Origin of the sequence: Phenylobacterium sp. (assembly GCF_028290885.1) — a bacterium.
In the GTDB taxonomy this organism is placed as follows: Bacteria; Pseudomonadota; Alphaproteobacteria; order Caulobacterales; family Caulobacteraceae; genus Phenylobacterium.
The window spans coordinates 1-23741 of sequence record NZ_JAQGIZ010000166.1; the positions used below are offsets into that span (position 1 = coordinate 1).

Below are 23741 nucleotides of genomic sequence, written 5' to 3' on the forward strand. Positions count from 1 at the left end.
CAGCACGCAGGCCACCATGGCCTCGACGACCGGCACGGCGCGGATGCCGACGCAGGGGTCGTGGCGGCCCTTGGTGCGCAGCTCGATCTCCTCGCCGGCCTCGTTCAGGCTGCGGCGCGGGGTGAGGATCGAGGAGGTGGGCTTGAAGGCGACGCGCGCGGTGACCGGCTGGCCGGTGGAGATGCCGCCCAGCACGCCGCCGGCGTGGTTGGCGAGGAAGGCGGGGCCGTCCTGGCCGGCGCGCATCTCGTCGGCGTTCTCCTCGCCCGACAGCGCGGCCGAGGCGAAGCCCGCGCCGATCTCCACGCCCTTGGCGGCGTTGATCGACATCAGCGCCCCGGCCAGTTCGGCGTCCAGCTTGCCATAGACCGGCGCGCCCCAGCCCGCGGGCGCGCCCAGAGCCTCGACGGCGACGATGGCGCCGGTGGAGGAGCCGGCCTTGCGGATGGTTTCGAGGTGATCTTCCCAGACCGGGACCATGTCGGGGTCCGGACACCAGAAGGGGTTGGCCTCGGTCTGGCTCCAGTCCATGCGGTCGGGCGCAACCGCGTGCGGTCCGATCTGCACCACCGCGCCGCGGATCTGGACGCCGGGCAGGATCTTGCGGGCCACGGCGCCTGCCGCGACGCGGGCGGCGGTCTCGCGCGCCGACTGGCGGCCGCCGCCGCGGTAGTCGCGCACCCCGTACTTGGCGAAGTAGCTGTAGTCGGCGTGGCCGGGACGGAAGGCGGTGGCGATCTCCGAATAGTCGCGGCTGCGCTGGTCGACGTTGTCGATGATCATCGAGATCGGCGTGCCGGTGGTCACCTGGCCATCGGTGCGCTCGTCGGAAAAGACGCCGGAGAGGATGCGTACGGCGTCCGGCTCCTGGCGCTGGGTGACGAACTTGCCCTGGCCGGGCCGGCGCTTCTCCAGCCACACCTGCACGTCGGCCTCGGTGAGCGGGATGCCGGGCGGGCAGCCGTCGACCACGCAGCCCAGCGCCGGCCCGTGGCTTTCGCCCCAGGTGGTGACGCGGAACAGATGGCCGAACGTATTGTGCGACATGGCCGGGCTTGTAGCGGACCCGCGGCCGAGCACCAACCTCAGGGCGGACCCATCGCACGCCCGAACATGATCAGGGCCATCTGCAGGGCCTCGAAGTGGGTCGGCCCCTGCGGTGTCTGGAGGCTCTGGCACAGAGGCTCGGTGCTGAGGGCCCTGGGGCTGCAGGTCGATAGGAAGTCGTAGTGGCCGACGCCGGGCAGGGTTTTCAACTGGGCGCGGGGGATGGCGCGCGCGGCGGCCCCGCCGTTGATGTTCGGCGGCGCGACGGGATCGGCGCCGCCGAGGATGATGGCGACGGGGGCGCCCATGGCCGTCAGACTGGCGGGATCGAAGGCCTGGACGAGCGCCGGCGCGATGGCGAAGGCCGCCCGCACGCCGCGGATCGAATGATCGTCACCGGCGTGGGCGGCCTCGGCGGCGAGCTCCGGGGCGGCGAACGCCGCCGTGGCCTGCTCCAGCGTCACCGGAAACTCCGGCTGCGGTGTGCAGAGCCCGTCGTGGGGATGGGCCGCGCAGGAGGCCTGGAATCGCTGCAGGTCGACGCGCGCGCCGGCTGCGGCGAGGGCGGTGAAGCCGCCGGTCGCGTAGCCAGCGACGCCCAGGCGCTTGAGGTCCATATGCGCGCCGATCACCGGGTCCGCCGCCGCCTTGTCGAGGGCCGCCTGCAAGTCGCCGGCACGATCCCAGAACATCGCCGAGCCGGCGACGGTCATCTTGTCGAGGCTGTTGTTGCCGGGATGATCGACGGCGATCACCACATAGCCCTGCTGGGCGAGGACCGTGGTGAACCAGGCCATCATCCGGGCGGAGCCGCCGTAGCCGTGGGAAAACAGGATCACTGGCCGGCGGCGGGTGTCGGCGAAGGCCGCCTCCGGGGCCGCCTCGCCGACATAGAACAGCGGCTGGTTAGGCGGGCCGATGTCCAGCGACCGTTCGACCGAGCCTTCCGCCGCGGGGTACCAGACGGTCACCCGGACCGTGGCGCGATGCTCGGCGTCGCGCAGCGCGGCCGTGGGGTTCACGGCCTCCAGGTGGCGCTCGCCGACCGGGCTCTCGGCCTCGGCGCCGCTCGCCAGGCAAAGCGCAGCGGTGGCCATCGCCAGGAGCTTGGTGATGCGCATCGTCAGCCGGTCCCCGCTCGAATCGTCAGCGAAACCCTAGGCGAGCCGCAGCTCACGCGCTCCCGCAATCAGCCTAGGGCTTGCCGAGCGTCCGTCCGAAAAAGGCCAGGGCCATGTCGATGGCGGCCTGGTGGGTCGGATCCTGGGGGACCTTGGCGGTGCAGATCGGGACCGAGGCCACGCCTGCCGGGGTGCAGGTCGACAGGAAGTCGTAGTGGCCGACGCCGGGCAGTATTTTCAGCTCGGCGTGCGGGATCGCCTTGGCGGCGACCAGGCCATTGGTCTCGGGCGGAGCCACCGGATCAGCGGCGCCGAGGATGATCGCCACCGGGACCTTCATCCGCGCGAGGCCCTGGGGCGGCAGGGCCTGGACGATGGCGGGCGCGATGGCGAAGGCGGCGCGGACGCCGGGGATCGCGTGGTCGTCGCCGGCGTGGGCGGCCTCGGCGGCGAGCTCGGGCGAGGCCAGCGCCTTTCGGGCGTCGTCCCTGCTGAGCGCGAACTCCTTCTGCGGGGCGCAGACGCCGTCGGCGGGATGCGCGCGGCAGAAGGCCTGGAAACGGTTCATGTCCACGCGCGCGCCGGCGCTGACCAGGCTGGTGAAGCCGCCGGCCGAGAAGCCCGAGACCCCGATGCGCTTGAGGTCGAGGTGGGGACCGATCGCAGGATCGGCCTTCACGGCGTCCAGCGCCGCGCGCAGGTCCTGGGCCCGGTCCCACCACAGGATCGCGCCGGCGGCGGTCATCTTGTCCATGCCGTTGTTGCCCGGGTGGTCGACGGCGATCACGACGTAGCCGGCGCGGGCCAGCGGCGCGCCGAACCAGGCCATCATCCGCGCCGTGCCGCCGAAGCCGTGGGAGAACAGGATCACCGGACGTGGCCTGGCGTCGGCGAAGGCCGCGTCCTGGGCGACCGCGCCCACCGTGAAGAGCGGATTTCCGGGTGGACCGATATCGATGCGCTCTTCGGCCACGCCGGCGCCGGCGGGATACCAGACGGTCACGCGAACCGTCGGCTTGTGGTCGGCGTCGCGCAGGGCGGCGGTGGCGTCGGTGGTCTGCAGGTGGCGCTCGCCCACCGGCCCGGCCTGAGCCGCCGCGGCCAGGCTGAAGGCGGCGATCGCCAGTCCCAAAAGGCCAGTGAAACGCCGCATCGTCGTTCCCCCGAAGTCCGATTTCGCCGCAATCCTAGGACAGCGGCGCGGACGACTTCAATTAAATCGCGATCAGGCGGCCCAGGCGGCGGCGAAGCGGCGGAGCAGGGTGCGGGCGGCGGAGTCGGCCTGGCCGGCGCTGGGCGCCAGCCGCAGGAAGATGTGCCCCTGGGCGTGGGGCCCGCGGGCGGGCAGCCCCTGGCCCACCAGGCGCACCAGCTTGCGCTCGCCGGCCTTCTTGGTCAGCCACACGATCCGGCGGCCGGCCGGGGTGTCCAGCGCGACGCGGCCGCCTTCATCCAGGATCCGCGGCGCGACGGCCACGCTGATCCACAGGTCGTCGCCGCGCACCAGCATCTCGGGCGTGCCCCGCAGGACGACGTGAAGCTCGGCGCCCCCGGCGCGGACCGTGTCGCCGCTGCGCAGGCCGGCGGGCAGCCGCACGCGGATGCGCCGGCCGTCGGGGAGCCGGTGCTCCGCCGAACCGCCGCGCAGGGCGACCAGGGGGCTGATGGTGAGCACGCCGGGTTCCGGGGGACGCGCCGCCGGCGGCTGGATGATGCGTTCGGAGGCGGGCTGCAGGCCCTGCAGGCGGTGGTAGGCGGCGACCACCTGGCGGAAGCGCTCGGCGCCGCCTCCCGGACGATCCGGGTGGGCCTGCTTGGCGGCCTCGCGGAAGGCGCAGCGCAGCTCACCCGCGCCGGCGAGCGGGCCCACGCCCAGCACCTCGCGGGCGGCCCTCAGGGATATCGGCGGATCGCAGCTCATCGCCCGGAGAGGATCAGGGTGAGTTGGTCAAGGCAGGGTTAAGCCTCGCGAAGGTTCGCGCGCCTGGGCTATATCGGGGCCGATGACTGAAAAGACGCTCATTCCCCCGTCGCCCACCGAGGACGACTATGTGCGCGAGGTGGCCTCGGCCGAGGCCCTGCCGCTGCTCAGCGACGCCGATCCGCTCGCCCTGTTCAATGCCTGGCTGGCCGAGGCGCTGGCCAAGGAACCCAACGACGCCAACGCCATGTCGCTCGCCACGGTGGACGAAAACGGCCTGCCGGACGTGCGCATGGTGCTCTTGAAGGACGCCGACGCCCGCGGCTTCGTCTTCTATTCCAACGCCGAAAGCGCCAAGGGCCGGGAGCTGGCGGCCAATCCCAAGGCTGCGCTGCTGTTCCACTGGAAGTCGCTGCGCCGGCAGGTGCGGGTGCGCGGTTCGGTCGCGCCGGTGTCCGACGCCGAGGCCGACGCCTACTGGGCGACGCGGGCCAGGCCGGCGCAGCTGGGCGCCTGGGCCTCGGCGCAGTCGCGGCCGCTGCCGGACCGGCTGGCGCTGGAGAAGAAGATCGCCGAGTTCGGGCTGAAGTTCGGCCTCGGCAAGGTGCCGCGCCCGCCGCACTGGTCGGGGTTCCGGGTGCAGCCTGAAATCATCGAGTTCTGGCGCGACCGGCCGTTCCGCCTGCACGAGCGGCTGGTGTTCACCCGTTCGTCCGGCGAGGGGGCCGCCGAGGGCTGGACGACGCACAGGCTGTTTCCTTGAGCGCGGAGCCTGCGTTGGGATCTGGGGAGGCGGAGGTCGTCGCCTGGCTGAAGGCCCGCTCCGACCGCGCCATCGAGACCGCCTGCGCGCGGATCTTCCTGGCCGGCGACGTCGCCTGGAAGCTGAAGCGCAACGTCGACCTGGGCTATGCGGACTTCTCCACTCCGGAGCGGCGCAAATGGGCGCTGGATCGCGAGCTGGAGTTCAACCGCGCGGCGGCTCCGGACATCTACCGCCGGGTGCGGACCCTGACGCGCGAGCCCGGCGGCGGCTTTGCCTGGGACGGCGCGGGCGAGGTGGCGGACTATGCGCTGGAGATGCGCCGCTTCGACGACGGCGCCGTGCTCTCCGCCAACCCCGCCGCCGTCGACGGCGAGATGGCCGACGCGCTGGGCCGCACCATCGCCGGCTTCCACGCCCAGGCGCCGCTGCGGCCGCAGGGCGGCTGGGCGGCGATGGAGTTCACGGTCAATTCCAACGCCCACCTGTTGCGGGACCTGACCGGAAAGCTCGATCACGAGCGGGTCGAGACCATGGTCGCACTGACCGCGGCGGAGCTGCAGCGCCAACGGCCGCTGCTGCTGGCGCGCGCGGCGGCGGGGTTTGCGCGCCGCTGCCACGGCGACCTGCACCTGGCCAACATCCTGGTGGAGAACGGCAAGCCGGTGCTGTTCGACTGCATCGAGTTCAACGACGTGCTCTCCGACCTCGACGTCCAGTACGACCTGGCGTTCCTCTTGATGGACCTCGACTTCCGCGGGCGGCGCGACGCGGCGGTGCGGGTGCTGTCGGCCTATCTCGACGTGGCGGCGCGGCATTTCCCGGCGCAGCTGTGGGAGGGCCTGGCGGCGCTGCCGCTGATGCTGTCGGTGCGGGCAGGCGTGCGGGCGCACGTTTCCGCCCACGGCGGCGACCTGGCGATGTCGCGCGCCTATGTGGAGGCCGCGATCGCCCACCTCGCGCCGCCGCCGCCGGTGCTGGCCGCGGTCGGCGGGTTTTCGGGGTCCGGGAAGTCGGCCTTCGCGCGGGCGATCGCGCCCGGGCTCGGCGCATCCCCGGGCGCGGTGGTGCTGCGGACCGACGAGGCGCGCAAGCGGCTGGCCGGGGCCGGGCCGGTGGATCGCCTGGCCCGCGAGATCTACACGCCGGAGTTCTACGCCCAGGTCTACGACACGGTGCTGGACGCCGCGGAGGCCCTGCTGAAGGCCGGCCGGGCGGTGGTGCTCGACGCGACCTTCACCGACCCGGCCTTGCGGGCGCGGGCCGAGGCGCTGGCCGCCGGCCTGGGCGTTCCCTTCCGCGGCGTCTGGCTGCAGGCCCCTGTCGAGGTGCTGGAGGCCCGGGTCGCCTCGCGGGTCGGCGACGCCTCGGACGCGACGCTGGAGGTGCTGCACGACCAGCTCGCCCGCCACGGCGGCGATTCCGTCCCCTGGACGCGGGTGGACGCCACCCGCCCCACGGACGAGGCCGCTGCGGCCTGGCTGGCCGGCGACTAGGGGTGTGGGATGGCGCTCGCGTTGCGTATGGATGCTGGGGCAACTAGCTTGTTGGAAAGCCTGACAAAGGCCCGTTTCGGGAGGAGTGGCCGATGCTTGGCCTGATGCAGAACTGGCCGCTGACGGTCGATAAGATCCTCGACCACGCCAAGAGCTGGCACGGCGACCGGGAGATCGTCAGCCGCTCGGTCGAAGGCCCGGTCGTGCGCACGACCTATGCGGAGGTCCACGCCCGCGCCAAGCGCCTCTCCAATGCGCTGAAGGGCCTGGGCGTGCAGCCCGGCGACCGGGTGGCGACGCTGGCCTGGAACACCGCCCGGCACATCGAGGCCTGGTACGGGATCATGGGGATCGGCGCGGTTTGCCATACCCTCAACCCGCGGCTGTTCGCCGAGCAGCTCTGCTACATCATCAACCACGCCGAGGATAAGGTCCTCTTCACCGACCTGACCTTCCTGCCGGTGCTGCTCGAGCATCGCGCCCAGATGCCGACGGTGAAGCACGTCATCGTCATGACCGACGAGGCGCACATGGACCCGGCCGCCTATCCGGGCGCGCTGTGCTTCGAGACCCTGCTGGCCGAGAATTCCGCCGACTGCGTCTGGGGCGACTTCGACGAGAACACTGCGGCGGGGCTTTGCTACACCTCCGGCACGACCGGAAATCCCAAGGGCGTGCTCTATTCGCACCGCTCGAACTTCATCCATACGCTGGTGACCATGGGCCAGGACGTGATGGGGCTTTCGGCCACAGACACCGTCCTGCCGGTGGTGCCGATGTTCCACGCCAACGCCTGGGGTCTGGCCTTCTCCTGCTCGGCGGTGGGCGCGAAGCTGGTGATGCCGGGCATGAAGCTGGACGGGGCGTCGGTCTACGAACTGCTGGAAAGCGAGGCGGTGACCTTCTCCGCGGCGGTGCCGACGGTCTGGCAGATGCTGCTCGCCTACATGCGCGAAACGAACAGCCGGCCCTCCACCCTGCAGCGCGTGGTGATCGGCGGCTCGGCGGTCCCCGAGGCCCTGGTCCGCGCCTTCCGCGACGACTACGGCGTCTCCGTCACCCACGCCTGGGGCATGACCGAGACCTCGCCGCTCGGCACGCTCGCCACCCCCACCGGCAAGATCGCCAAGATGAGCCCGGAGGAGCAGCTTCGCTTCACCCTGAAGCAGGGCCGCCCGCCGATCGGCATCGAGCTGAAGCTGGTCAACGACGCAGGTGAGCGCCTGCCGCACGACGGGACCACCTTCGGCCGGCTGATGGTGCGCGGGCCGTTCGTGGTCGGCGAATACTTCAAGGGCGACGGCGGCGAGATCCTTGACGAGGAGGGCTATTTCGACACCGGCGACGTGGCGACGATCGACGAATACGGCTTCATGCAGATCACCGACCGCGCCAAGGATGTGATCAAGTCCGGCGGCGAGTGGATCTCCACCATCGAGATCGAGAACCTGGCGGTCGGCCACCCGAAGGCGGCGCTCTGCGCGGTGATCGGCGCGGCGCACCCCAAGTGGGACGAGCGGCCGGTGCTGCTGGTCAAGCTGGAGCCGGGCGTGGATGCGACCAAGGAGGAGTTCCTGGCCTTCCTGGAAGGCAAGATCGCCAAGTGGTGGACCCCCGACGACGTGGTCTTCGTCGACGACATCCCGCTGGGGGCCACCGGCAAGATCGACAAGAAGCTTATCCGTGAACGGATGAAGGGCTACGTGCTGCCGACCGCCGCGCCGGCCAAGGCGACCGCCTGAGCCGCATGATCGAGCTGCAACGGGCCGCGGCGGCCGACCTGCCGGAAATCGTGGCGCTGACCAACTGGGCCTATCGCGGGACCGGGCCGCAATCGAGCTGGACGATCGAGAGCTACCTCGAGGGCGAGCGGACTACCGCCGCGGCGCTTAGCGAAGATTTGGCCGCGAAACCGCAGGCGCAGATCCTGGTCTGGCGCGACGCGGCGGGCGAGCTGCAGGGCCACGTCTGGCTGGAGCCGGTCGCGGACGACGCCTGGTATCTCGGCCTGCTCAGCGTGCGGCCCGACCGGCAGGACCGCAAGCTCGGCCGCACCCTGCTGGCCGCCGCCGAGGATTTCGCCCGGGCCCGCGGGGTGCGGCGGATGCGCATGCGGGTGATCAATGTCCGCGACACCCTGATCGCCTGGTACGAGCGGCGCGGCTATGCGCTGACCGGCGAGACCGACCCCTTCCCCTACGGCGACGACCGCTTCGGCCGGCCGCTGCGCGACGACCTCAGCTTCGTGGTGCTGGAGCGGGCGCTTTAGAGCGTGAACTCCGTCGGAGATCCCGCGTTCTGAGTCCGATGAAGGAGTCCGGGCGATGAAGACTTCAGTCCTGGCCGTGGCCGCCCTGTCTGTCGGCCTTTCGTGTGGAAGCATGTCCGCCACGGCAAAGCCGGATCGCGGCTGGCACGGCGGTCCGGAGAACCGCAATTGGGATGCGGCGCGCGCCTATGATGGCCGCAGCCACCATGACCGCCGCCTGACTCGGGCTGACTACGTCTATCGGGGCGGCGACGGCCGTTATTACTGCCGCCGCGGCGATGGTACGACCGGCTTGGTCGTCGGCGGGCTCGCGGGCGCGGCGCTCGGCAACGCGATAGGGGGCGACACGATTGGCGCCCTCTTAGGCGCCGCGGGAGGCGCGGCCCTCGGCAATTCCATCGACCGCGGCCGAGTCCACTGCCGCTGACCGCTACGGCGTCGAGGGCGCGCCCTGGAAGTCGAAGGTGGGCTCCTTTTGACGCCCGCCGCCGCCCAGCGTCCAGGTGAGGCCCACGCGGATCTGGCGGGTGTCGAAGTCCGTCTTGGTGCGCTCCCGGAGCACCGCGGTGTCGATCGCCTGGAAGGCGCGGAACGTGCCGAGGATGTCCTGGGCGGTGACCGTGACGGAGAGCCGGTCGCTGAGCTTGTGGCGATAGCCAAGGTCCACGCCGATCATCGGGTCGGCATGGCCCTGCGGCGTCAGCCGCTTGCCGATCATGAAGCCGTTGAGCTGCAAGAGGTCGTCCGGGGTCGCCTGCCAGGTGAGGCTGCCGTGTCCGGACGGGCTGACCAGGGACCGCGTCGGCGCGAACGTCGGCCCCAGCGAGTCCAGCTGGCTCCAGCCCAGTCCGCCGTTCAGGTTGTAGGTCACGGTCTTGGTCAGCCGCCCGTTGGCGACCAGCTCCAGCCCGCCGCTGCGGCTGCGCGCGACGTTGTCCCGCTCGGTCAGGAAGACGCCGCCGCCCAGGTCGCGCAGCACGTCGGCGACGCCGTCGCGGTTCTCCCGATAGTAGAGGGTGGCCAGGAGCAGGACCGGCGAGCGGCGGTACTCGTAGCCCAGCTCGAACGACTGGGTCTGCTGCGGCTTCAGGTGCGGGTTGCCGGCCCGGAAGTTCAGTGGGTCGAGCAGGAAGTGGAAGGCGTTGAACTCGCCCGGATCCGGCCGCTGGACGCGGTGGCTGTAGCTGGCGGTGAGCTGCTGGGCGTCGGACAGCTTCCACGCCAGGTGCAGGCTCGGATAGGCGCGCAGGTAGTCGTTCTCGTCGCTCTGGCCCAGGGTCGCCTGGTCGAGATGCATCTGCACGTCCTCGACCCTGAGGCCAGCGAGCACGGTGAGGGCTCCCAGCGGCCGCTCATAGGTCACGTAGGCCGCGCTGACCGTCTGCTTGAAGACGAACAGGTTGGTCAGCGTCGCGTCGGGCGCCAGCGCGTCCGGCGCGCCACCCACGAAGCCCCGGTTGCGGTAGGCGTTGTCGAGGTATTCGACGTCGAACCCGAGCTTCAGCTTGGCCATGTCCGGCAGGGGCTGGGTGAAGTCGCCCTTCAACTCGGTGCGCTGCAGGTGGTTGTCGAGCCGCTGCTGGTCGAAGGCGTCCGGCGCGGCCGGAACCTGATCCGAGGTGTGCCCGGACCGCACGCGGTCGTCATTGATCCCCTCGTGGCTCAGGCTCGCGACGAGTTCGCCATCACCTTCGAACTTGTGCCGAAGGTTGGCGCTGACCTCGGCCGCCAGCCGCTTCTGATGGATGTTGAGCTGGCGGTCGAAAGACTCCGACAGCGCCCCGGTCGGGCCGTCGGCTGTGAAGCGGCTGGGCGCGTCGACGCGGAAGAAGGTGTAGTTGGCGTGGGTCTCGGCGCCGATGCGGGTCTTCGGCGACAGGTCGTAGTCGACGCTCGCCCGGCCGTTGAACGAGTTGGCGATGATGTGGGTGACCTGGTCCTGGTCGATGGCGTCGAAGCCGCCGGTCGCCGGATCGCGCTGCAGCCGGTCGTCGACGCCGTGGCTCTTCTGGGTGTCCTGGCGCATGCCGACGTCGGCGGCTGCCGTCAGCTTGTTGGAGTTGTAGCCGCCGCTCGCGCTGGCGGCATAGCGGTCGCCCTCGCCGGCCGTCAGGCGCAGCGAGCCGGTGCGCCCGGCCCCCCTGGCCTGCTTGGTGATCAGATTGATGATCCCCGCCGAGCCGTCGGCGCGGAACTCGGCCGAGGGATTGGTGATCACCTCCACGCGCTCGACGCTGTCGGCCGGCATCGATTGCAGCGCCTGGGCCTTGTTGTCGCCGGTGAAGAGGCTCGAAGGCTTGCCGTCGATCAGGATGGTGACGTTGGGATCGCCTCTGAGGCTGACGTTGCCCTGCACGTCGACCTCCACAGCGGGCAGGTTGCGCAGGGCGTCGCTGATCGAGCCGGTCTGGGCCTGCAGGTCGGCGGCGACGCTATAGCTGCGCCGGTCGATGGAGGTCTGCACCGCCGGCGCCTGGCCGGTGACCACCACTTCGCCGACCGTGTGGGGCGCGGGCTTGCTCGCCGGGGCAAGGGCGGGCTTGGGCGGCGAGGCCTCCTGCGCAAAGGCGGCCGTTGGCGCGGCGGCGAGCGCCATCCAGATGAGGCGGGTCTTCAACGGTCTGGCCCTCGCACGTGAACGGAAAGTCACTGGCCACGGCGGCCAGAGCGCCTAGGATACAGATGTACTTTGGATAAAAGTACACGTGTATTTTCGGTAATCCGGCGAGGTGGACCGGCCGTGAAGATCTCCGGGGCTGAGAGCCAGATCATGGAGGCGCTGTGGCGCCGCGGGCCGCTGACGCCGGACGGCATCGTGGCCGAGGTGGGCGAGGCGCACGGTTGGGCGCCCGGCACCGTGAAGACGCTGATCACGCGCCTGCTGCGCAAAAAGGCCATCGAAGGCCGCCGCGAGGAGGGCGGCTACTTCTATCGCCCGCTGCTGCTCCGCGAGAGCTACGTCCAGGCCGAGAGCCAGGGGCTGGTCGATCGCCTATTCGGGGGAGAGGTGGCGCCGCTGGTCGCCCACTTCGCCGCGCACCGGGCGCTGACGCCCAAGGACATCGACCACCTCAAGAAGCTGATCGCGAAGCTCGAAGATGAGTGACGTCCTTTTCCTTCTCGTGCGGGTGAACCTGGCCGGCGCCGCCGCGATCGCCGTCGTGATGGCGCTGCGCCTGACCGCCCGGCGCCTGTTCGGCGCCGGCGCCGCCTACGCGCTCTGGTCGTTCGCGCCGCTGGCGGTGCTGGCCATGATCCTGCCGGCGCGGGTCGTCGTCCTCGCGCCGCCGCCGGCAGCCGGGAACGCGGCGATGGTCCCGGGCGCCGCCTTGGCCGGCGCGCCGCCGCTTCTCCAGCCTGGCCTCGACCTGCCGCCGCTGCTGGTCGGGCTATGGATCGCCGGCGCCGCCGGGAGCCTCCTTTACCTGACGTGGCAGCAGATCCGGTTCAGCCGCGCCGTGCGCGCCGGCCGCGCCGGGCCCGCGGTCATCGGCGTCCTGCGCCCGCGGATCGTCACGCCGGACGACTTCGCCCGTCGCTACACGCCCTGCGAGCAGACGGTGGTCCTGGCGCACGAGCGCACCCACATCGCCCGGCACGATTCCCGCATCAACGCGCTCGTGGCCCTGGTCCGCTGCGCGAGCTGGTTCAATCCGTTCGTGCACCTGCTCTCCTATTACCTGCGGATCGACCAGGAGCTCGCCTGCGACGCCGCCGTGGTCGCCGCCCACCCCAAGGCGCGTCGGACCTACGCGGAAGCCCTGCTGAAGACCCAGATCGCGGCCCGGCCCCTGCCGCTCGGCTGCTACTGGCCGGCGCAGGCCGAGCACCCGCTGGCGCAGCGGATCAGCCTGCTGTCGCGGAAGACACCCGCCTGGGCGGCGCGCGGCGTCGGCCCCGCGGCCATCGCACTGCTGGCGTTCGGTGGGGCCTGCTCGGCGTGGGCGGCGCGCCCGCCCCAGGTCGTGATGGCGCCGGCGCCTGCCGAGCGCCGGGCCGCACTCGTAGAGCCTACGGCGATCGCGTCCATATCCGGCCCGGCGGCCATCGCGTCCGACGCCCGGGGTTCGCTGCGCCGGGCCGCGTCGCCGTCCCGCGCGGCGATGAAGCAGCCTGGGGCCCCGCAAAGCGCACCGGCGCCCGTGATGCAGCCGGCGACGGACGAAGCCTCGGCGCCCGGCCCTCCGCGCAGGCTCATGACCCCCGGCTTCTTCGGCCCATCGAGGAAGATCCATGCGGTGGCCGATTGGTCGGCGGTCGAGCCGGGTTCGGCGGTCAGGGTCCTGGCCACCATGACCGATCCCGAGGGCATTCCTCTGACCACGGACCTCACCGCCTTCGGATCGCAGTCCTGGTATCGGCTGGGCTACGTCCGGCGCAACGCCAGCCGCTACAAGCTGTTCACCAGCGTGGCCCAGCACGGCGACCGGCTGGTCGTCACCGCCGCCCTGGACCGCAGCTTCCGGTTCATGGTGTCGGGCTCCGTCGAGCTGGCGTCCGGCGAGACCGGGACCATCACGCTTCCCACCGGCCAGGTCGTGACGGTGACGCCCACGCTCCGCCCCGAGACGCCGGAAGAGCTGGCGGAAGGCCGCCGCACAGGCGATCGGCGCTTCGTCAACGTGGACAGGGTGGACAACCTCTAGGCGTTGAGCGCCGCCAACCGGTATTCGCTGTCCGGTCCGGGCTCGCCCTCCGCCACGATCTTCCCCTGCCGCGCCAGGTGGATCATCGCCGCCAGCATGGAGCGGGCGGCGGCGGGCCAGAGGCGTTGGTCGACGTCCGCGTAGAGGGTGGGGACCAGGTCGCGGATGCGGGCGGGCCCGGCGTTCAGCGCGCCCAGGATCTGGTCCATCCGCTCCTGGCGGTGCTCGGCGTAGGCGTCGATGAAGGGCGTCACGTCGCGGATCGGCGGCCCGTGGGTCGGCCACAGCGTGGTGAAATTGTGCGCGCGGATCGCCTCGAGGCTCCTGAGGTAGTCGGTCATGTCGCCGTCTGGCGGGGTGATCACCGTGGTCGACCAGCCCATGACGTGGTCGCCGGTGAAGCAGGCGTTCTCTTCCTTCAGCGCATAGCAGAGGTGGTTGGAGGTGTGGCCGGGGGTGGGGATCGCCTCCATCGTCCAGCCGGGGGCCGAGACCTCGCCGCCCGCGCACAGGCTGAGGTCGGGGCGGAAGTCGTGGTCGTGGCCGGCCTCCATCTTCACCTCGCCGGTGTCCTCGGCCTCGTGGCCGGCGACCGCGCAGCCGTAGATGGTCGCCCCGGTCGCCGCCTTCAGCGGGCCCGCGAGTGGCGAATGGTCGGAGTGGTGGTGGGTGATCAGGATGTGGGTGACCCGCTCGCCGGACACAGCCTTGAGGATGGCGTCGAGGTGTTCGGGCAGGTCGGGGCCGGGGTCGATCACCGCCACCTCGCCGTGGCCCACGATGTAGGTGCCGGTGCCCTTGAACGTGAACGGCCCTGGGTTGTCGGCCACCACCCGGCGGATCAGCGGCGAGACCTGGTCGCAGGCGCCGTACTCGAACTGGATATCCCGGACGTAAGGTATCATCCGCCCAGCACGCCGGAGAGGTCGTAGCCCGCCTCACGGCCGAGGCTGACCAACTCGCCGCGGGTCCTGGCCCCGGACATCGCCTGGCCGATCGACCAGGTGGTGATGGACCGGGTGCCGGAGCGGCAGAAGGCCAGCACCGGCCCCTCTGCGGCGTCGACCGCCTGACGCACCGCCTCGACTTCCGCCGGACCGGGCGCGCCGCGCACGGGGATGTGGACGTAGGCCAGGCCGGCGGCCTTGGCGGCGGCCTCGATCTCGGCGCCCGGCGGCTGGCTCGGGTCCTCGCCGTCGGGGCGGTTGTTGATGATGGTGGTGAAGCCCATCCGCTTGGCCTCCGCCACATCGGCGACGCCGATCTGCGGGGCGACGGAGAGGTCGTCGGTGACGTGTCTGAAGTCAGTCATGGCGTTCACTTAGCTGCGGAAGGGCCCTTCGTTGACATCATCGGGGCCCGGTGGAAGTTTCGCAATGCGCGGCCCCGAAAAGGCCCAAAGCCAGAGGCGTCCTCCAACCGCATGCTCCGCTTCATCGGCCGGCGCCTTCTGGTCGCGATCCCGACGCTCTTCCTGGTGGTGACGCTCGCCTTCTTCATGATGCGCGCGGCGCCGGGCAGCCCGTTCGACATGGACCGCAAGCTGTCGCCCGAGATCGAGCGGAACGTGCTCGCCAAGTACGGCATGAACAAGCCGCTCGGCGCGCAGTATCTGGACTATCTGGCGAGCGTGGCGCGCGGCGACCTCGGGCCGTCGCTGAAATACAAGGACAAGTCGGTCATCGAGATCCTCAGGGAGAACTATCTCGTCTCCCTGAAACTGGGACTGTCGGCGATCGTGCTGGCCGCCCTGGTGGGCGTCAGCCTGGGCGTGCTGGCGGCCATGCGCCAGAACCAGGCCGTCGACTATGGCGTGATGACGGTGGCGATCCTCGGCGTCTGCATCCCGACCTTCGTGACCGCGCCGCTGCTGGTGCTGGCCTTCGCCTCCAAGCTCGGCTGGCTGCCCGGGGCCGGCTGGAACGGCGGGGCGCTGGTCAACATGGTGCTGCCGGTGACGGTGCTGGCCCTGCCGCAAATCGCCATCATCTCGCGGCTGACGCGGGCCGGCATGGTCGAGGTGCTGCACTCCAACTATGTGCGGACCGCCCGCGCCAAGGGCCTCTCCGAGAGCCGGATCGTCGCCCGCCACGCGCTGCGCGCCGCCATCCTGCCGCTGGTCAGCTACCTGGGCCCGGCGTGCGCCGGCCTGATCACCGGCTCGCTGGTGGTGGAGAAGATCTTCAACCTGCCGGGGCTCGGCAAGTTCTTCGTGCTCAGCGCCCTGCAGCGCGACTACACCGTGGTGATGGGGATGGTGATCTTCTACGCCGCCCTGATCCTCGTCCTGAACCTCGTCGCCGACCTGCTCTATGCGGTGCTCGATCCCAGGGTTCGCTTGGCATGAGGGTGCGGTTGGCATGAGCATCGGGCTCCTGGTCCCCGGTTCGCGTGACGGCGCCCGAAGCATGGAGCGCGCGGCGCTGAAGGGGCGCAGCCTGTGGGACGACGCGCGGCGGCGGTTGTTGCGCAACCGTGGCGCGGTGGCGGGTATGGTCGTGCTGGGCCTGCTTGTGCTGGCCGCGCTGGTGGGCCCGGCGCTGACGCCCTACGCCTATGACGAGGTCAACAAGACCGACGTCTGGTTCGCGCCGCTGCAGCACGGGCATCTGTTCGGAACCGACGCGCTCGGCCGCGACCTGCTGGCGCGGCTCTTGATGGGCCTGCGGGTCTCGCTGGCCATCGGCCTGGTGGCGACCTTCGTCTCCCTGGTGATCGGGGTGGCGTGGGGGGCGGTGGCGGGCTTCGTCGGCGGGCGGCTGGACGAGGTGATGATGCGCTTCGTCGACGTGCTCTATTCCCTGCCCTTCATCTTCTTCGTGATCCTGCTGATGGTCACCTTCGGCTCGAACATCGTGCTGATCTTCGTGGCCATCGGCGCGGTCGAGTGGTTGACCATGAGCCGGATCGTGCGCGGCCAGACGCTGACCCTGAAGCACAAGGAGTTCGTCGAGGCCGCCCGCGCCGCCGGCCTGCGCCAGGGCGGCATCATCTTCCGCCACATCGTGCCGAACCTCCTGGGCCCGGTGGTGGTCTATGTGACCCTGACCATTCCGGCGGTGATCCTCGCCGAAAGCTTCCTGAGCTTCCTGGGGCTCGGCGTGCAGCCGCCGATGGCCTCGCTCGGCACCCTGATCGCGGGCGGGGCGCAGGACATGGAGCTGGCGCCCTGGCTGCTGATCTTCCCCTCGGCGGTGATGGTCGTCACGCTGATGAGCTTCAATTTCATCGGCGACGGCCTGCGCGACGCGATCGATCCGAAGGACCGTTGAAGCCGTCAGTCGTCCCGGCGCACCCGGGCCGGAAAAGCCGACGATCACCCGCCACTGCAACACGATCTCGGCGCGACCGAGCGTCCCAGGGGCCGAATGTGTCTCAGATGGCGGATGGCGGGACAATCTGTGACCAGAATGCGACAGGTTGGCGGCGGTAGCGTTGCAGGAAGCTAAAGTGCGTTGACCGCAAGTTGCTAGCGCTCGTAACTCCGTCACAACCGGAGTCGACTTGGACTCTGGGACCGCATTGTTGGGGAGCTGGTCCGCCTTATCAGGCCGACCGCTGGAGGATCGAGACCTTGAAAATCAATTCCACGCGGGAGCGCCTGATGGCCTCCTCGATATTCTGCGGCGCGGCGTTCCTGGCCCTGTCCGCCACCCAGGCCGCTGCCGCCGCCGCACCCGCCACCGGTGAAGTCTCCGAGATCGTGGTCACGGGTTCGCGCATCCCGCAGCCCAACCTTACGAGCACCAGCCCAATCACGGTGGTTGGCAGTGCGGACATCAAGATCCAGGGCGTCGTCCGGACCGAAGACCTGTTGAACAGCCTGCCGCAGGTTCTGGCCAGCCAAGGCGGCGGAGTCTCGAACGGTTCGCAAGGCATCGCGACCGTCGACCTGCGCGGCCTGGGCCCGTCGCGGACGCTCGTGCTGGTCGATGGCCGACGCGTCATGCCCGGCGCTCCCGACAATCCGGTCACCGACCTGAACTTCATCCCCCCGGCTCTGGTCGAGCGGGTCGACGTCCTGACCGGCGGCGCCTCGGCGGTCTACGGCTCCGACGCCATCGCCGGCGTCGTGAACTTCGTCATGCTGAAGAATTTCGAAGGCGTGCGCCTCGACGCGCAGGTTGGCGAATACCAGCACGACAACAGCAACAGTTTCATCCAGGGCCGCAACACGGCCAAAGGCTTCACCGCCCCGAGCGGCTCGATCTGGGACGGACGGCAGACTGCGATCAGCATCGTGCTCGGCGTGAACAGCCCGGACGGCAAGGGCAACGCGACGGCGTACGCCAGCTATCGCAGCGTGGAAAAGGTTTTGGAAGCCGCCCGCGACTATAGCTTCTGCGCGCTCGCCGAGAGCAAGACGACCGGCTTCAACTGCGGCGGCTCGGGCACCACGGCCCAGACGCACATCTTCTCCAACGACCTGGCCGGCGCCAACCAGCCGTACAACTTCATCGTCGACAAGGGCGGTCCCGGTAACACCGTGCGTACGGCGCTTGCCACCGACGTGTTCAACTTCGCGCCGCTCAACTACTACCAGCGGCCGGACGAACAGTATTCGGCGGGCGTCTTCGCGCACTACGAGGTCAATCCGCACGTCGACGCCTACACCCAGATCATGTTCATGGACGACCATACCGTCGCGCAGATCGCGCCGTCGGGCGTGTTCGGCCAGACGTTCAGCATCGCCTGCAACAGTCCGCTGCTCTCCGCGCAGGAGGTCACCACCTTCTGCACCAACGCCGGCTTGACCTCGACGGACGCCGCCTCTCTCGCCATCCTCCGTCGGAACGTGGAAGGCGGCAACCGGCAGGACGACCTGCGCCACACCGACTACCGCATCGTGGTCGGCGCCAAGGGCGACCTGAACGAGGACTGGAGCTACGATGTCTATGCCCAGCTCGGCCGCGCGATCTACCAGGAGGAGTACATCAACGACGTCTCGCTGCGCCGCACGGCGAATGCGCTGAACGTCAACAGGGACGCCACCGGCGCGCTCCAGTGCGCCGACCCGAACGCGCGCGCGGAAGGCTGCGTGCCCTGGCAGCTCTTCAGCGTGACCGGCGTGACGCCGGCCGCCCTCGCCTACGTCTCCGTGCCGGGCTTTAAGGAAGGCTCGACCCAGGAAACCGTGGTCGACGCATCGGTCACCGGCAAGCTCGGCTTCCTCAAGAGCCCCTTCGCGCAGGATCCGACCGCCATCAACGTCGGCACGGAATATCGCCGCGAGGCTCTCGACCTGAGGGTCGATTCCGAATTCGACAGCGGCGACCTCGCCGGCCAAGGCGGTCCCACCCATGGCGTGTCCGGCAGCTACGACGTGTACGAGCTGTTTGGCGAAGCTCGCATCCCGCTGGCCCAGGACATGCCGCTGGCCAAGGACCTGAGCGTTGAGCTGGGCTACCGATTCTCGTCCTACAGCTCGGTTGGCAAAACCGACACCTACAAGGTCGCGGGCGATTGGAAACCGATCGAGGACCTCCGGTTCCGGGCTAGCTATGAGCGCGCGGTCCGGGCGCCGAACATCATCGAACTGTTCACCCCGCAGGGCATCACCCTGTCTCTGAGTTCGGACCCCTGCGCCGGCCCGACCCCGACGGCCACTCAAGCCCAGTGCGCCAACACCGGCCTGACGGCGGCGCAATACGGCCACATTCCGACCAACCCGGCCAGCCAGTACAACGGCCTGACCGGGGGCAACCCGAACCTGCGGCCGGAAGAGGCGGACACCTACACGACGGGCTTCGTGCTGACGCCGAACATGATCCCGGGGTTCACCCTGTCGGTCGACTACTTCAACATCAAGGTGAACCAATACATCCAGGTGCTGGACCCGAACCTGACGCTGGCTTCGTGCCTGCAGACCGGGTCTTCGACCTTGTGCCCTCTGGTCCATCGTTCGCCCACCGGCTCGCTGTGGCTCGGCACCGCCGGCTTCGTCACCGCGACCAACGTCAACGTCGGCTTCCTGCAGACCAAGGGTCTGGATGTGGAGGCGACCTACCGCACCGACCTCGACCGCTTCGGCCTCGACAAGTGGGGCAGCGTGGCTTTGAACTTCAACGGCACCTACCTGGACTCCTTCGTGACCAACCCGGGCATCTCGACCAAGGACGCCTCGGGCAACACGGTCACGAGCTACGACTGCGCGGGCCTCTACGGCACGACCACCTGCGCGCAGCCCCGGCCGAAGTGGCGTCACCGCGCGCGCCTGACCTGGACGACCCCGCTGGACGGCCTGCAATTGTCGGGCACCTGGCGCTACATCGGCAAGGTCGACGTGCAGCGTAGCTCGTCGAACCCCTTCCTCTCGGGCGCGACGTTCCCCATCGACGCGGAACTCAAGGCGCAGAACTACTTCGATCTCGCCGCCCAGTACCATATCAAGGACGGCTACACCGTCCGGATCGGCGTCAACAACGTGTTCGACAAGGAGCCGCCGCTGGTGGGTTCGACCGCCGGTGGCAACTCGATCTTCTTCAACGGCAACACCTATCCCGTGCTGTACGACGCTCTCGGGCGCTACGCGTTCGTGGGCATCACCGCCGACTTCTAAGTCGACGGCGACCCATCGAGAATTGGGGGGCGGACCGAGAGGTCCGCCCCCTTTCTATTTGTGGCGCCCGGAGGCGCGGAGAGGGCGGCGTGGTCCCTCGTGCGCCGGACTCAGCAGACTGGGGTGAAAACCATCCTCTTGAACGTCATGGGCCGGACAAGCCCGGCCATGACGAATATATTTAGTATCGAAGGCTTGATTGAGTTTTGACCCTGGGACCAATCTACATTCAGCGAGACTGACACGGGTTTTGCCCTCCTCCCTTCCCGGGCTACCGGATTCACACATCTCCAGAACGGGCGCGAGATCAGTGCCTTAGGTGAACGGGCCTTCTCCCCTTGTGGGAGAAGGTGGCCTGCGAAGCAGGTCGGATGTGGGGTCGAAAGCCTTATCCGATCTGAGCGTGGGATCGCGCCGAGAAGGGAGCGCGACCCCACATCCGTCAGCCTTCGGCTGCCACCTTCTCCCACAAGGGGAGAAGGGCCCGCTCCTCGGCAACCGCGGAGATGCGTGAATGCCGTAGCCCTTCCCGGGAGAAGGGCTTTGGAGTGGGAGGTCCTCAAGCGCTCTGATGCGAATCTCGGCTTAGTAGCCGAAGGTTTCGATCCACGGGGCAAGGACCGGCATCACGGGCTCGAGCTGGGCTTCATAGCGCCGCCACGTACCGACGCCTTCGCCGGACAACCCGCCGGCGACCTGGGCGGCGCTGGGAGTGGCGATGTCGGCGGCGTTGGCCGCACCTGTGAATTCCCTCATCGCCGGGTCCGGCGGCAGTCCCAGGAACAGGCGCAGACGCTCGGCCTCGCCGGCGAAGTCGCCGACCAGGTTTTCGTGGCGCAGCACATGCACGTCGAGCGGCAGGGCCTGCAGATAGTCCTGCGCCAGCCGCATCACCGCGTCATAGAATCGGGCGGCGCTCTCCAGGGACAGGAACTCCCAGTTGGCGCCGTTCATCACGAACTGCCGCCTGAAGCAGCTCAGCACCACATCGCGCGGATCGCGCCGCACGAAGACCACCTTGGCCGCCGGAAACAGGCGGGCGATCACCGGCAGGCCAAGCGTATTCATCGGCAGCTTGTCGACCAGCAGCCGGCCCGCCGGCGCGACGCCCGCCGCGGCGATGCGATCCCAGTATCGCCGACGGAAGTCCGCCAGTTCAGCGGGCGGCGCGCCAGCTAGGCGCACAAGGCCGGCCTCGTCGACGAGGTAGGTCGCGCCGGGTTCGGCGAGGGTTTCCAGTTCATCGAGCGTAGTCGCCTGCGGATGCGCGTCGAGCACCTGGCCCACCAGGGTCGTACCGGACCGCGGAAAGCCGAGGACGAAGGCATGGCCCTGTGCGTCGGCGCCGTCCGCGCTCGGCCCGCGCGACCAATCGGAGGCCTTGACGGCGGCGAACCCGCGCCGAAGGCGCTCGACCACCGCCATGCCGCTCGCCGTCCCACCGTCCCCGAACTGCGGCCCATAGTGCGCGCGCAAGGCCGCGTTCGCACGTTCATAGGCCTCGAAGGCCTCGCCGAACCGCTCCTGGCGGTCCAGGGCGTCGCCGAGAACGGTGTGCGCCACCCCCACCTGTTGGGGGTGCAGCGGCTGCGGTTCCGCCAGGAGTGCGCGAGCCTCGCGTTCGGAGCCGGGCGCGTCGCCCTCGGAAAGGGCGGCCATGGCCAGCGCCAGCCGTGCGCCCGGCTCTCCGTTCGCCAGGCGCAACGCCTCGGCCGCCTCCCGGCGGGCCTCGGCGGACCGCCCGGCGCGCGCCGCCAGCAGCGCAAGCCCGGAATGCGCGCGCACCTCTGTCGGCGAGATCGACAGCGCGCTGCGGTAGGCGGCCCTGGCGCCGGCGAGGTCGCCGAGGTTCTCCAGCACCCAGCCGCGGTTCACCAGGGCCGGCGGGTAGTCGGGTCGAATCCGCAGCGCGGAATCGATGGCCTGCAGGGCCTCGGCCAGCCGTCCACCCGCCGCCAGGCTCAGGCCGAGCATGTCGAGCAGGGTGAAATCGTCGGGCGCGTCGGCCAGAGCAGCGCGGAAATCCGCCTCGGCCTGCGCCGCGCGGCCCCACTGCTGATGCTCAAGCCCCCGCAACTTGTAGAACAGCGGATGCTCCAGGCCGTGGTGCAGCGCCCCGCCCGCCAGGAAGAAGGCCTTGGCAAGGTCTCCGGCCTGGGCCGCGGCGACGGTTTCCTGGAACAGCTCGATCTCGTCCGCCTTCGGGGCGGATCCAGTATCGGACATCGTGAGGCGCTCCTGACCGCGGCTATTCGGCGGCCGTCGTGTCAGCTCTTCGCCGGCGGACCGCAGGGTGTTCAACAGGGTGGAATGACCACAGGCGGCCCATCGCTTCAATCCTTGACGCGAGAAGCTGACGGCCTCGGCGACCCGGCCTAGCCGGGATCGATCCCCGCGGCCGCCAGCGCCGCGCGGAGCGGCCGGAGTTGGCGCTCGTACCTGCGCCAGGCGCCCACGCGCGCGGTGGTAATCGGTTCGCGCACCTGCACGATGCTGGCCGTGCGTACCGGCCCTCGGGTGTTATGCGGCTCCAGGCACGCGGGCTCGAAGGCGAGGCCGCAGGCGGCGAGGATCCGGCGAATCTCAGGCTCGGGATCGGCCACCAGCGTCTCGTAGTCCACCTCGATCAACCCCTCGCCAAGGCTCTCGCGCCAGTGATCCATCAGACGGGCGTGGTGGATATAATGGGCCGCCATGTCAGGCTGGCGGCACGACCAGCCATACCAGTCCCTGAACCGGACCTTGTAGGCGCCGAAAAGGGCGTCCATCGGCTTGCGCCGCATGTGGATGATGGCGGCCTGGGGCAAGGCCAGCCGGATCGCGCCCACCAACAAGCTGTTGGCCGGGAGCTTGTCGATGAATTGGTCGGCGCCCGGCGCCAACGCGGTGACCTCTCGCAGGTAGAGATCGCCGGCCGCGCGCCAGTCGCCCCGTGCGGTAGCGCGCACGGTTTCGGCGTTCAGCCTGGTTCGATCGGCGGCCGTGGAGGCGCCGCGGAACACCATAGGGAAGGTCGGCAGTTCTCCCAGCGCCTGCACCTGGCTGTGCGCCGCCAGAATGCGCTCCAGCAGCGTCGTCCCGGATCGCGGCAGCCCGACGATGAAGATCGGCCTCGGAGCGGCGTTCGACACCGATGGCCCGGAGGCGGCAAGGCCGGGGAATGTGTCGATGAGCGCTTGCACCAGCGCTCCATCCTGGTCAGCCGTCCAGTCCGCAGTGGTTTCGGTCCAGCAGGATTCGTTGGATTCTTCGAGGATCGTCCAGGCCTCGGAGGTCTGGCCCAGATCGTCCAGTTCCTTGAAAAGGGCGAAGCCGAGGTTGGCCCGCTCAATGGCGCTGAGGCTCGAATCGTTCCTTGTGGCCACAAGACGTTCCACGTGCGCCGTGTCGGGCGTCCAGCGCCTCAGCTCAGCGAGCGCCGCGTGGGGCTGCGCCATGCTCGGCGCCAGGGCGATGGCCCGCTCGAACGCCTCCTCTGCGTCATCCAGCCGACCTTCGGACATGTAGGCAAGGCCCAGCTCCACCAGCAGCTCGGGCCATTCGGGCCTCTGGGCGCCGGCCCACTCCATGTGCGGAAGACCCCGCGCGGAGAGATTCATCCGCGCGAGCGCCGCGCCGATCCTCTGCCGCACCAGCGGATCGGGCGCGTTGATCCGTTCGACCGCGTCCGCTCGTTGCAGGGCCGCCGACCAGGAACCGGTGTTGGAGAGGCAGCGGACAAGTTGGCTGGTGATGTTGGCCCATCCGACCGACCCGGTGGGGACTCGCTGGGCTGCGGTCACTAGCGGCTCGATGGCCTCGCCAAACTGGCCAAGCTCCGCGGCGGCCACGCCCCAGATCGCAAATGCCTCGCTGGCGCCCGGGTCCAGCCGGGCCGCCTCGCGCGCCGCCTCGAGCGCCTCGGCTAGCCGCCCCGCCT

The 23741-nt window shown here is 69.8% G+C and carries 19 protein-coding genes; 10 read left to right on the forward strand and 9 right to left on the reverse strand.

Annotated elements, in window-relative coordinates; translation table 11 throughout:
* From aroC to JWP28_RS11295, 4 genes are all read right to left on the reverse strand, one after another.
* On the reverse strand, positions 1-1047 hold a 1047-nt coding region (gene aroC, locus JWP28_RS11280; RefSeq protein ID WP_299542909.1), incomplete at its 3' end, for a chorismate synthase.
* Positions 1048-1085: 38 nt separating this feature from the next.
* Positions 1086-2168: an alpha/beta hydrolase gene (locus JWP28_RS11285; RefSeq protein WP_299542910.1), complete on the reverse strand. Its 1083-nt coding sequence runs from the start codon at positions 2166-2168 to the stop codon at positions 1086-1088.
* Between the two features lie 73 nt (positions 2169-2241).
* Positions 2242-3321, reverse strand: coding sequence for an alpha/beta hydrolase (locus tag JWP28_RS11290; RefSeq protein WP_299542911.1), 1080 nt, complete (start codon positions 3319-3321; stop codon positions 2242-2244).
* A 72-nt stretch (positions 3322-3393) separates the two neighbouring features.
* Positions 3394-4089 carry a DnaJ domain-containing protein gene (locus JWP28_RS11295; RefSeq protein ID WP_299542912.1) on the reverse strand — a complete coding sequence of 232 codons (696 nt, stop codon included), beginning with the start codon at positions 4087-4089 and terminating at the stop codon, positions 3394-3396.
* Positions 4090-4171: 82 nt separating this feature from the next.
* Here JWP28_RS11295 and pdxH point away from each other — a divergent pair, with 82 nt between their 5' ends.
* The 5 genes from pdxH to JWP28_RS11320 all read left to right on the forward strand — a co-directional run bounded on the left by pdxH (position 4172) and on the right by JWP28_RS11320 (position 9044).
* Entirely contained in the window at positions 4172-4852 is a 681-nt protein-coding gene (gene pdxH, locus JWP28_RS11300; protein ID WP_299542913.1) for a pyridoxamine 5'-phosphate oxidase, read from the forward strand.
* Positions 4853-4866: 14 nt separating this feature from the next.
* Positions 4867-6348, forward strand: coding sequence for a bifunctional aminoglycoside phosphotransferase/ATP-binding protein (locus tag JWP28_RS11305; protein WP_299542914.1), 1482 nt, complete (start codon positions 4867-4869; stop codon positions 6346-6348).
* Positions 6349-6440: 92 nt separating this feature from the next.
* Positions 6441-8090 carry a long-chain-fatty-acid--CoA ligase gene (locus JWP28_RS11310; RefSeq protein WP_299542915.1) on the forward strand — a complete coding sequence of 550 codons (1650 nt, stop codon included), beginning with the start codon at positions 6441-6443 and terminating at the stop codon, positions 8088-8090.
* A 5-nt stretch (positions 8091-8095) separates the two neighbouring features.
* A complete protein-coding gene (locus JWP28_RS11315; protein ID WP_299542917.1) occupies positions 8096-8617 on the forward strand; it encodes a GNAT family N-acetyltransferase in 522 nt (173 codons plus the stop codon).
* 55 nt (positions 8618-8672) lie between these two features.
* Positions 8673-9044: a glycine zipper 2TM domain-containing protein gene (locus tag JWP28_RS11320; RefSeq protein ID WP_299542919.1), complete on the forward strand. Its 372-nt coding sequence runs from the start codon at positions 8673-8675 to the stop codon at positions 9042-9044.
* Between the two features lie 3 nt (positions 9045-9047).
* Here JWP28_RS11320 and JWP28_RS11325 read toward each other — a convergent pair whose 3' ends face one another.
* Positions 9048-11234 (reverse strand): TonB-dependent receptor, encoded by a 2187-nt coding sequence (locus tag JWP28_RS11325; protein WP_299542920.1) that lies wholly within the window; start codon positions 11232-11234, stop codon positions 9048-9050.
* Between the two features lie 123 nt (positions 11235-11357).
* On the opposite strand from JWP28_RS11325, the gene JWP28_RS11330 reads away from it, so the two are divergent.
* Positions 11358-11723 carry a BlaI/MecI/CopY family transcriptional regulator gene (locus tag JWP28_RS11330; protein WP_299542922.1) on the forward strand — a complete coding sequence of 122 codons (366 nt, stop codon included), beginning with the start codon at positions 11358-11360 and terminating at the stop codon, positions 11721-11723.
* The gene (locus tag JWP28_RS11335; RefSeq protein WP_299542923.1) at positions 11716-13263 is read left to right on the forward strand and encodes a M56 family metallopeptidase; all 1548 of its coding nucleotides are present in this window, start codon (positions 11716-11718) and stop codon (positions 13261-13263) included. The genes JWP28_RS11330 and JWP28_RS11335 overlap by 8 nt, the downstream gene beginning before the upstream one ends.
* On the opposite strand, the gene JWP28_RS11340 is transcribed toward JWP28_RS11335, so the two are convergent.
* Together JWP28_RS11340 and JWP28_RS11345 are read right to left on the reverse strand one after the other, a co-directional pair.
* On the reverse strand, positions 13260-14168 hold the full coding sequence (locus JWP28_RS11340; protein ID WP_299542925.1) for an MBL fold metallo-hydrolase: 909 nt from the start codon (positions 14166-14168) through the stop codon (positions 13260-13262). The two genes, JWP28_RS11335 and JWP28_RS11340, sit on opposite strands and share 4 nt — an antisense overlap.
* Positions 14165-14575: a TIGR01244 family sulfur transferase gene (locus JWP28_RS11345; protein ID WP_299542927.1), complete on the reverse strand. Its 411-nt coding sequence runs from the start codon at positions 14573-14575 to the stop codon at positions 14165-14167. Before JWP28_RS11345 ends, JWP28_RS11340 begins: the two co-directional genes overlap by 4 nt.
* A 111-nt stretch (positions 14576-14686) precedes the next feature.
* On the opposite strand from JWP28_RS11345, the gene oppB reads away from it, so the two are divergent.
* The 3 genes from oppB to JWP28_RS11360 all read left to right on the forward strand — a co-directional run bounded on the left by oppB (position 14687) and on the right by JWP28_RS11360 (position 19822).
* Entirely contained in the window at positions 14687-15610 is a 924-nt protein-coding gene (gene oppB / locus JWP28_RS11350) for an oligopeptide ABC transporter permease OppB (RefSeq protein WP_299542928.1), read from the forward strand.
* 13 nt (positions 15611-15623) lie between these two features.
* A complete protein-coding gene (locus JWP28_RS11355) occupies positions 15624-16535 on the forward strand; it encodes an ABC transporter permease subunit (protein ID WP_299542930.1) in 912 nt (303 codons plus the stop codon).
* Positions 16536-16837: 302 nt separating this feature from the next.
* The gene (locus tag JWP28_RS11360; protein ID WP_299542932.1) at positions 16838-19822 is read left to right on the forward strand and encodes a TonB-dependent receptor; all 2985 of its coding nucleotides are present in this window, start codon (positions 16838-16840) and stop codon (positions 19820-19822) included.
* 585 nt (positions 19823-20407) lie between these two features.
* On the opposite strand, the gene JWP28_RS11365 is transcribed toward JWP28_RS11360, so the two are convergent.
* Positions 20408-22048 carry a sulfotransferase gene (locus tag JWP28_RS11365; protein ID WP_299542934.1) on the reverse strand — a complete coding sequence of 547 codons (1641 nt, stop codon included), beginning with the start codon at positions 22046-22048 and terminating at the stop codon, positions 20408-20410.
* Positions 22049-22197: 149 nt separating this feature from the next.
* Positions 22198-23652 carry a sulfotransferase gene (locus JWP28_RS11370; RefSeq protein ID WP_299542936.1) on the reverse strand — a complete coding sequence of 485 codons (1455 nt, stop codon included), beginning with the start codon at positions 23650-23652 and terminating at the stop codon, positions 22198-22200.
* Positions 23653-23741 lie beyond the last annotated feature (89 nt).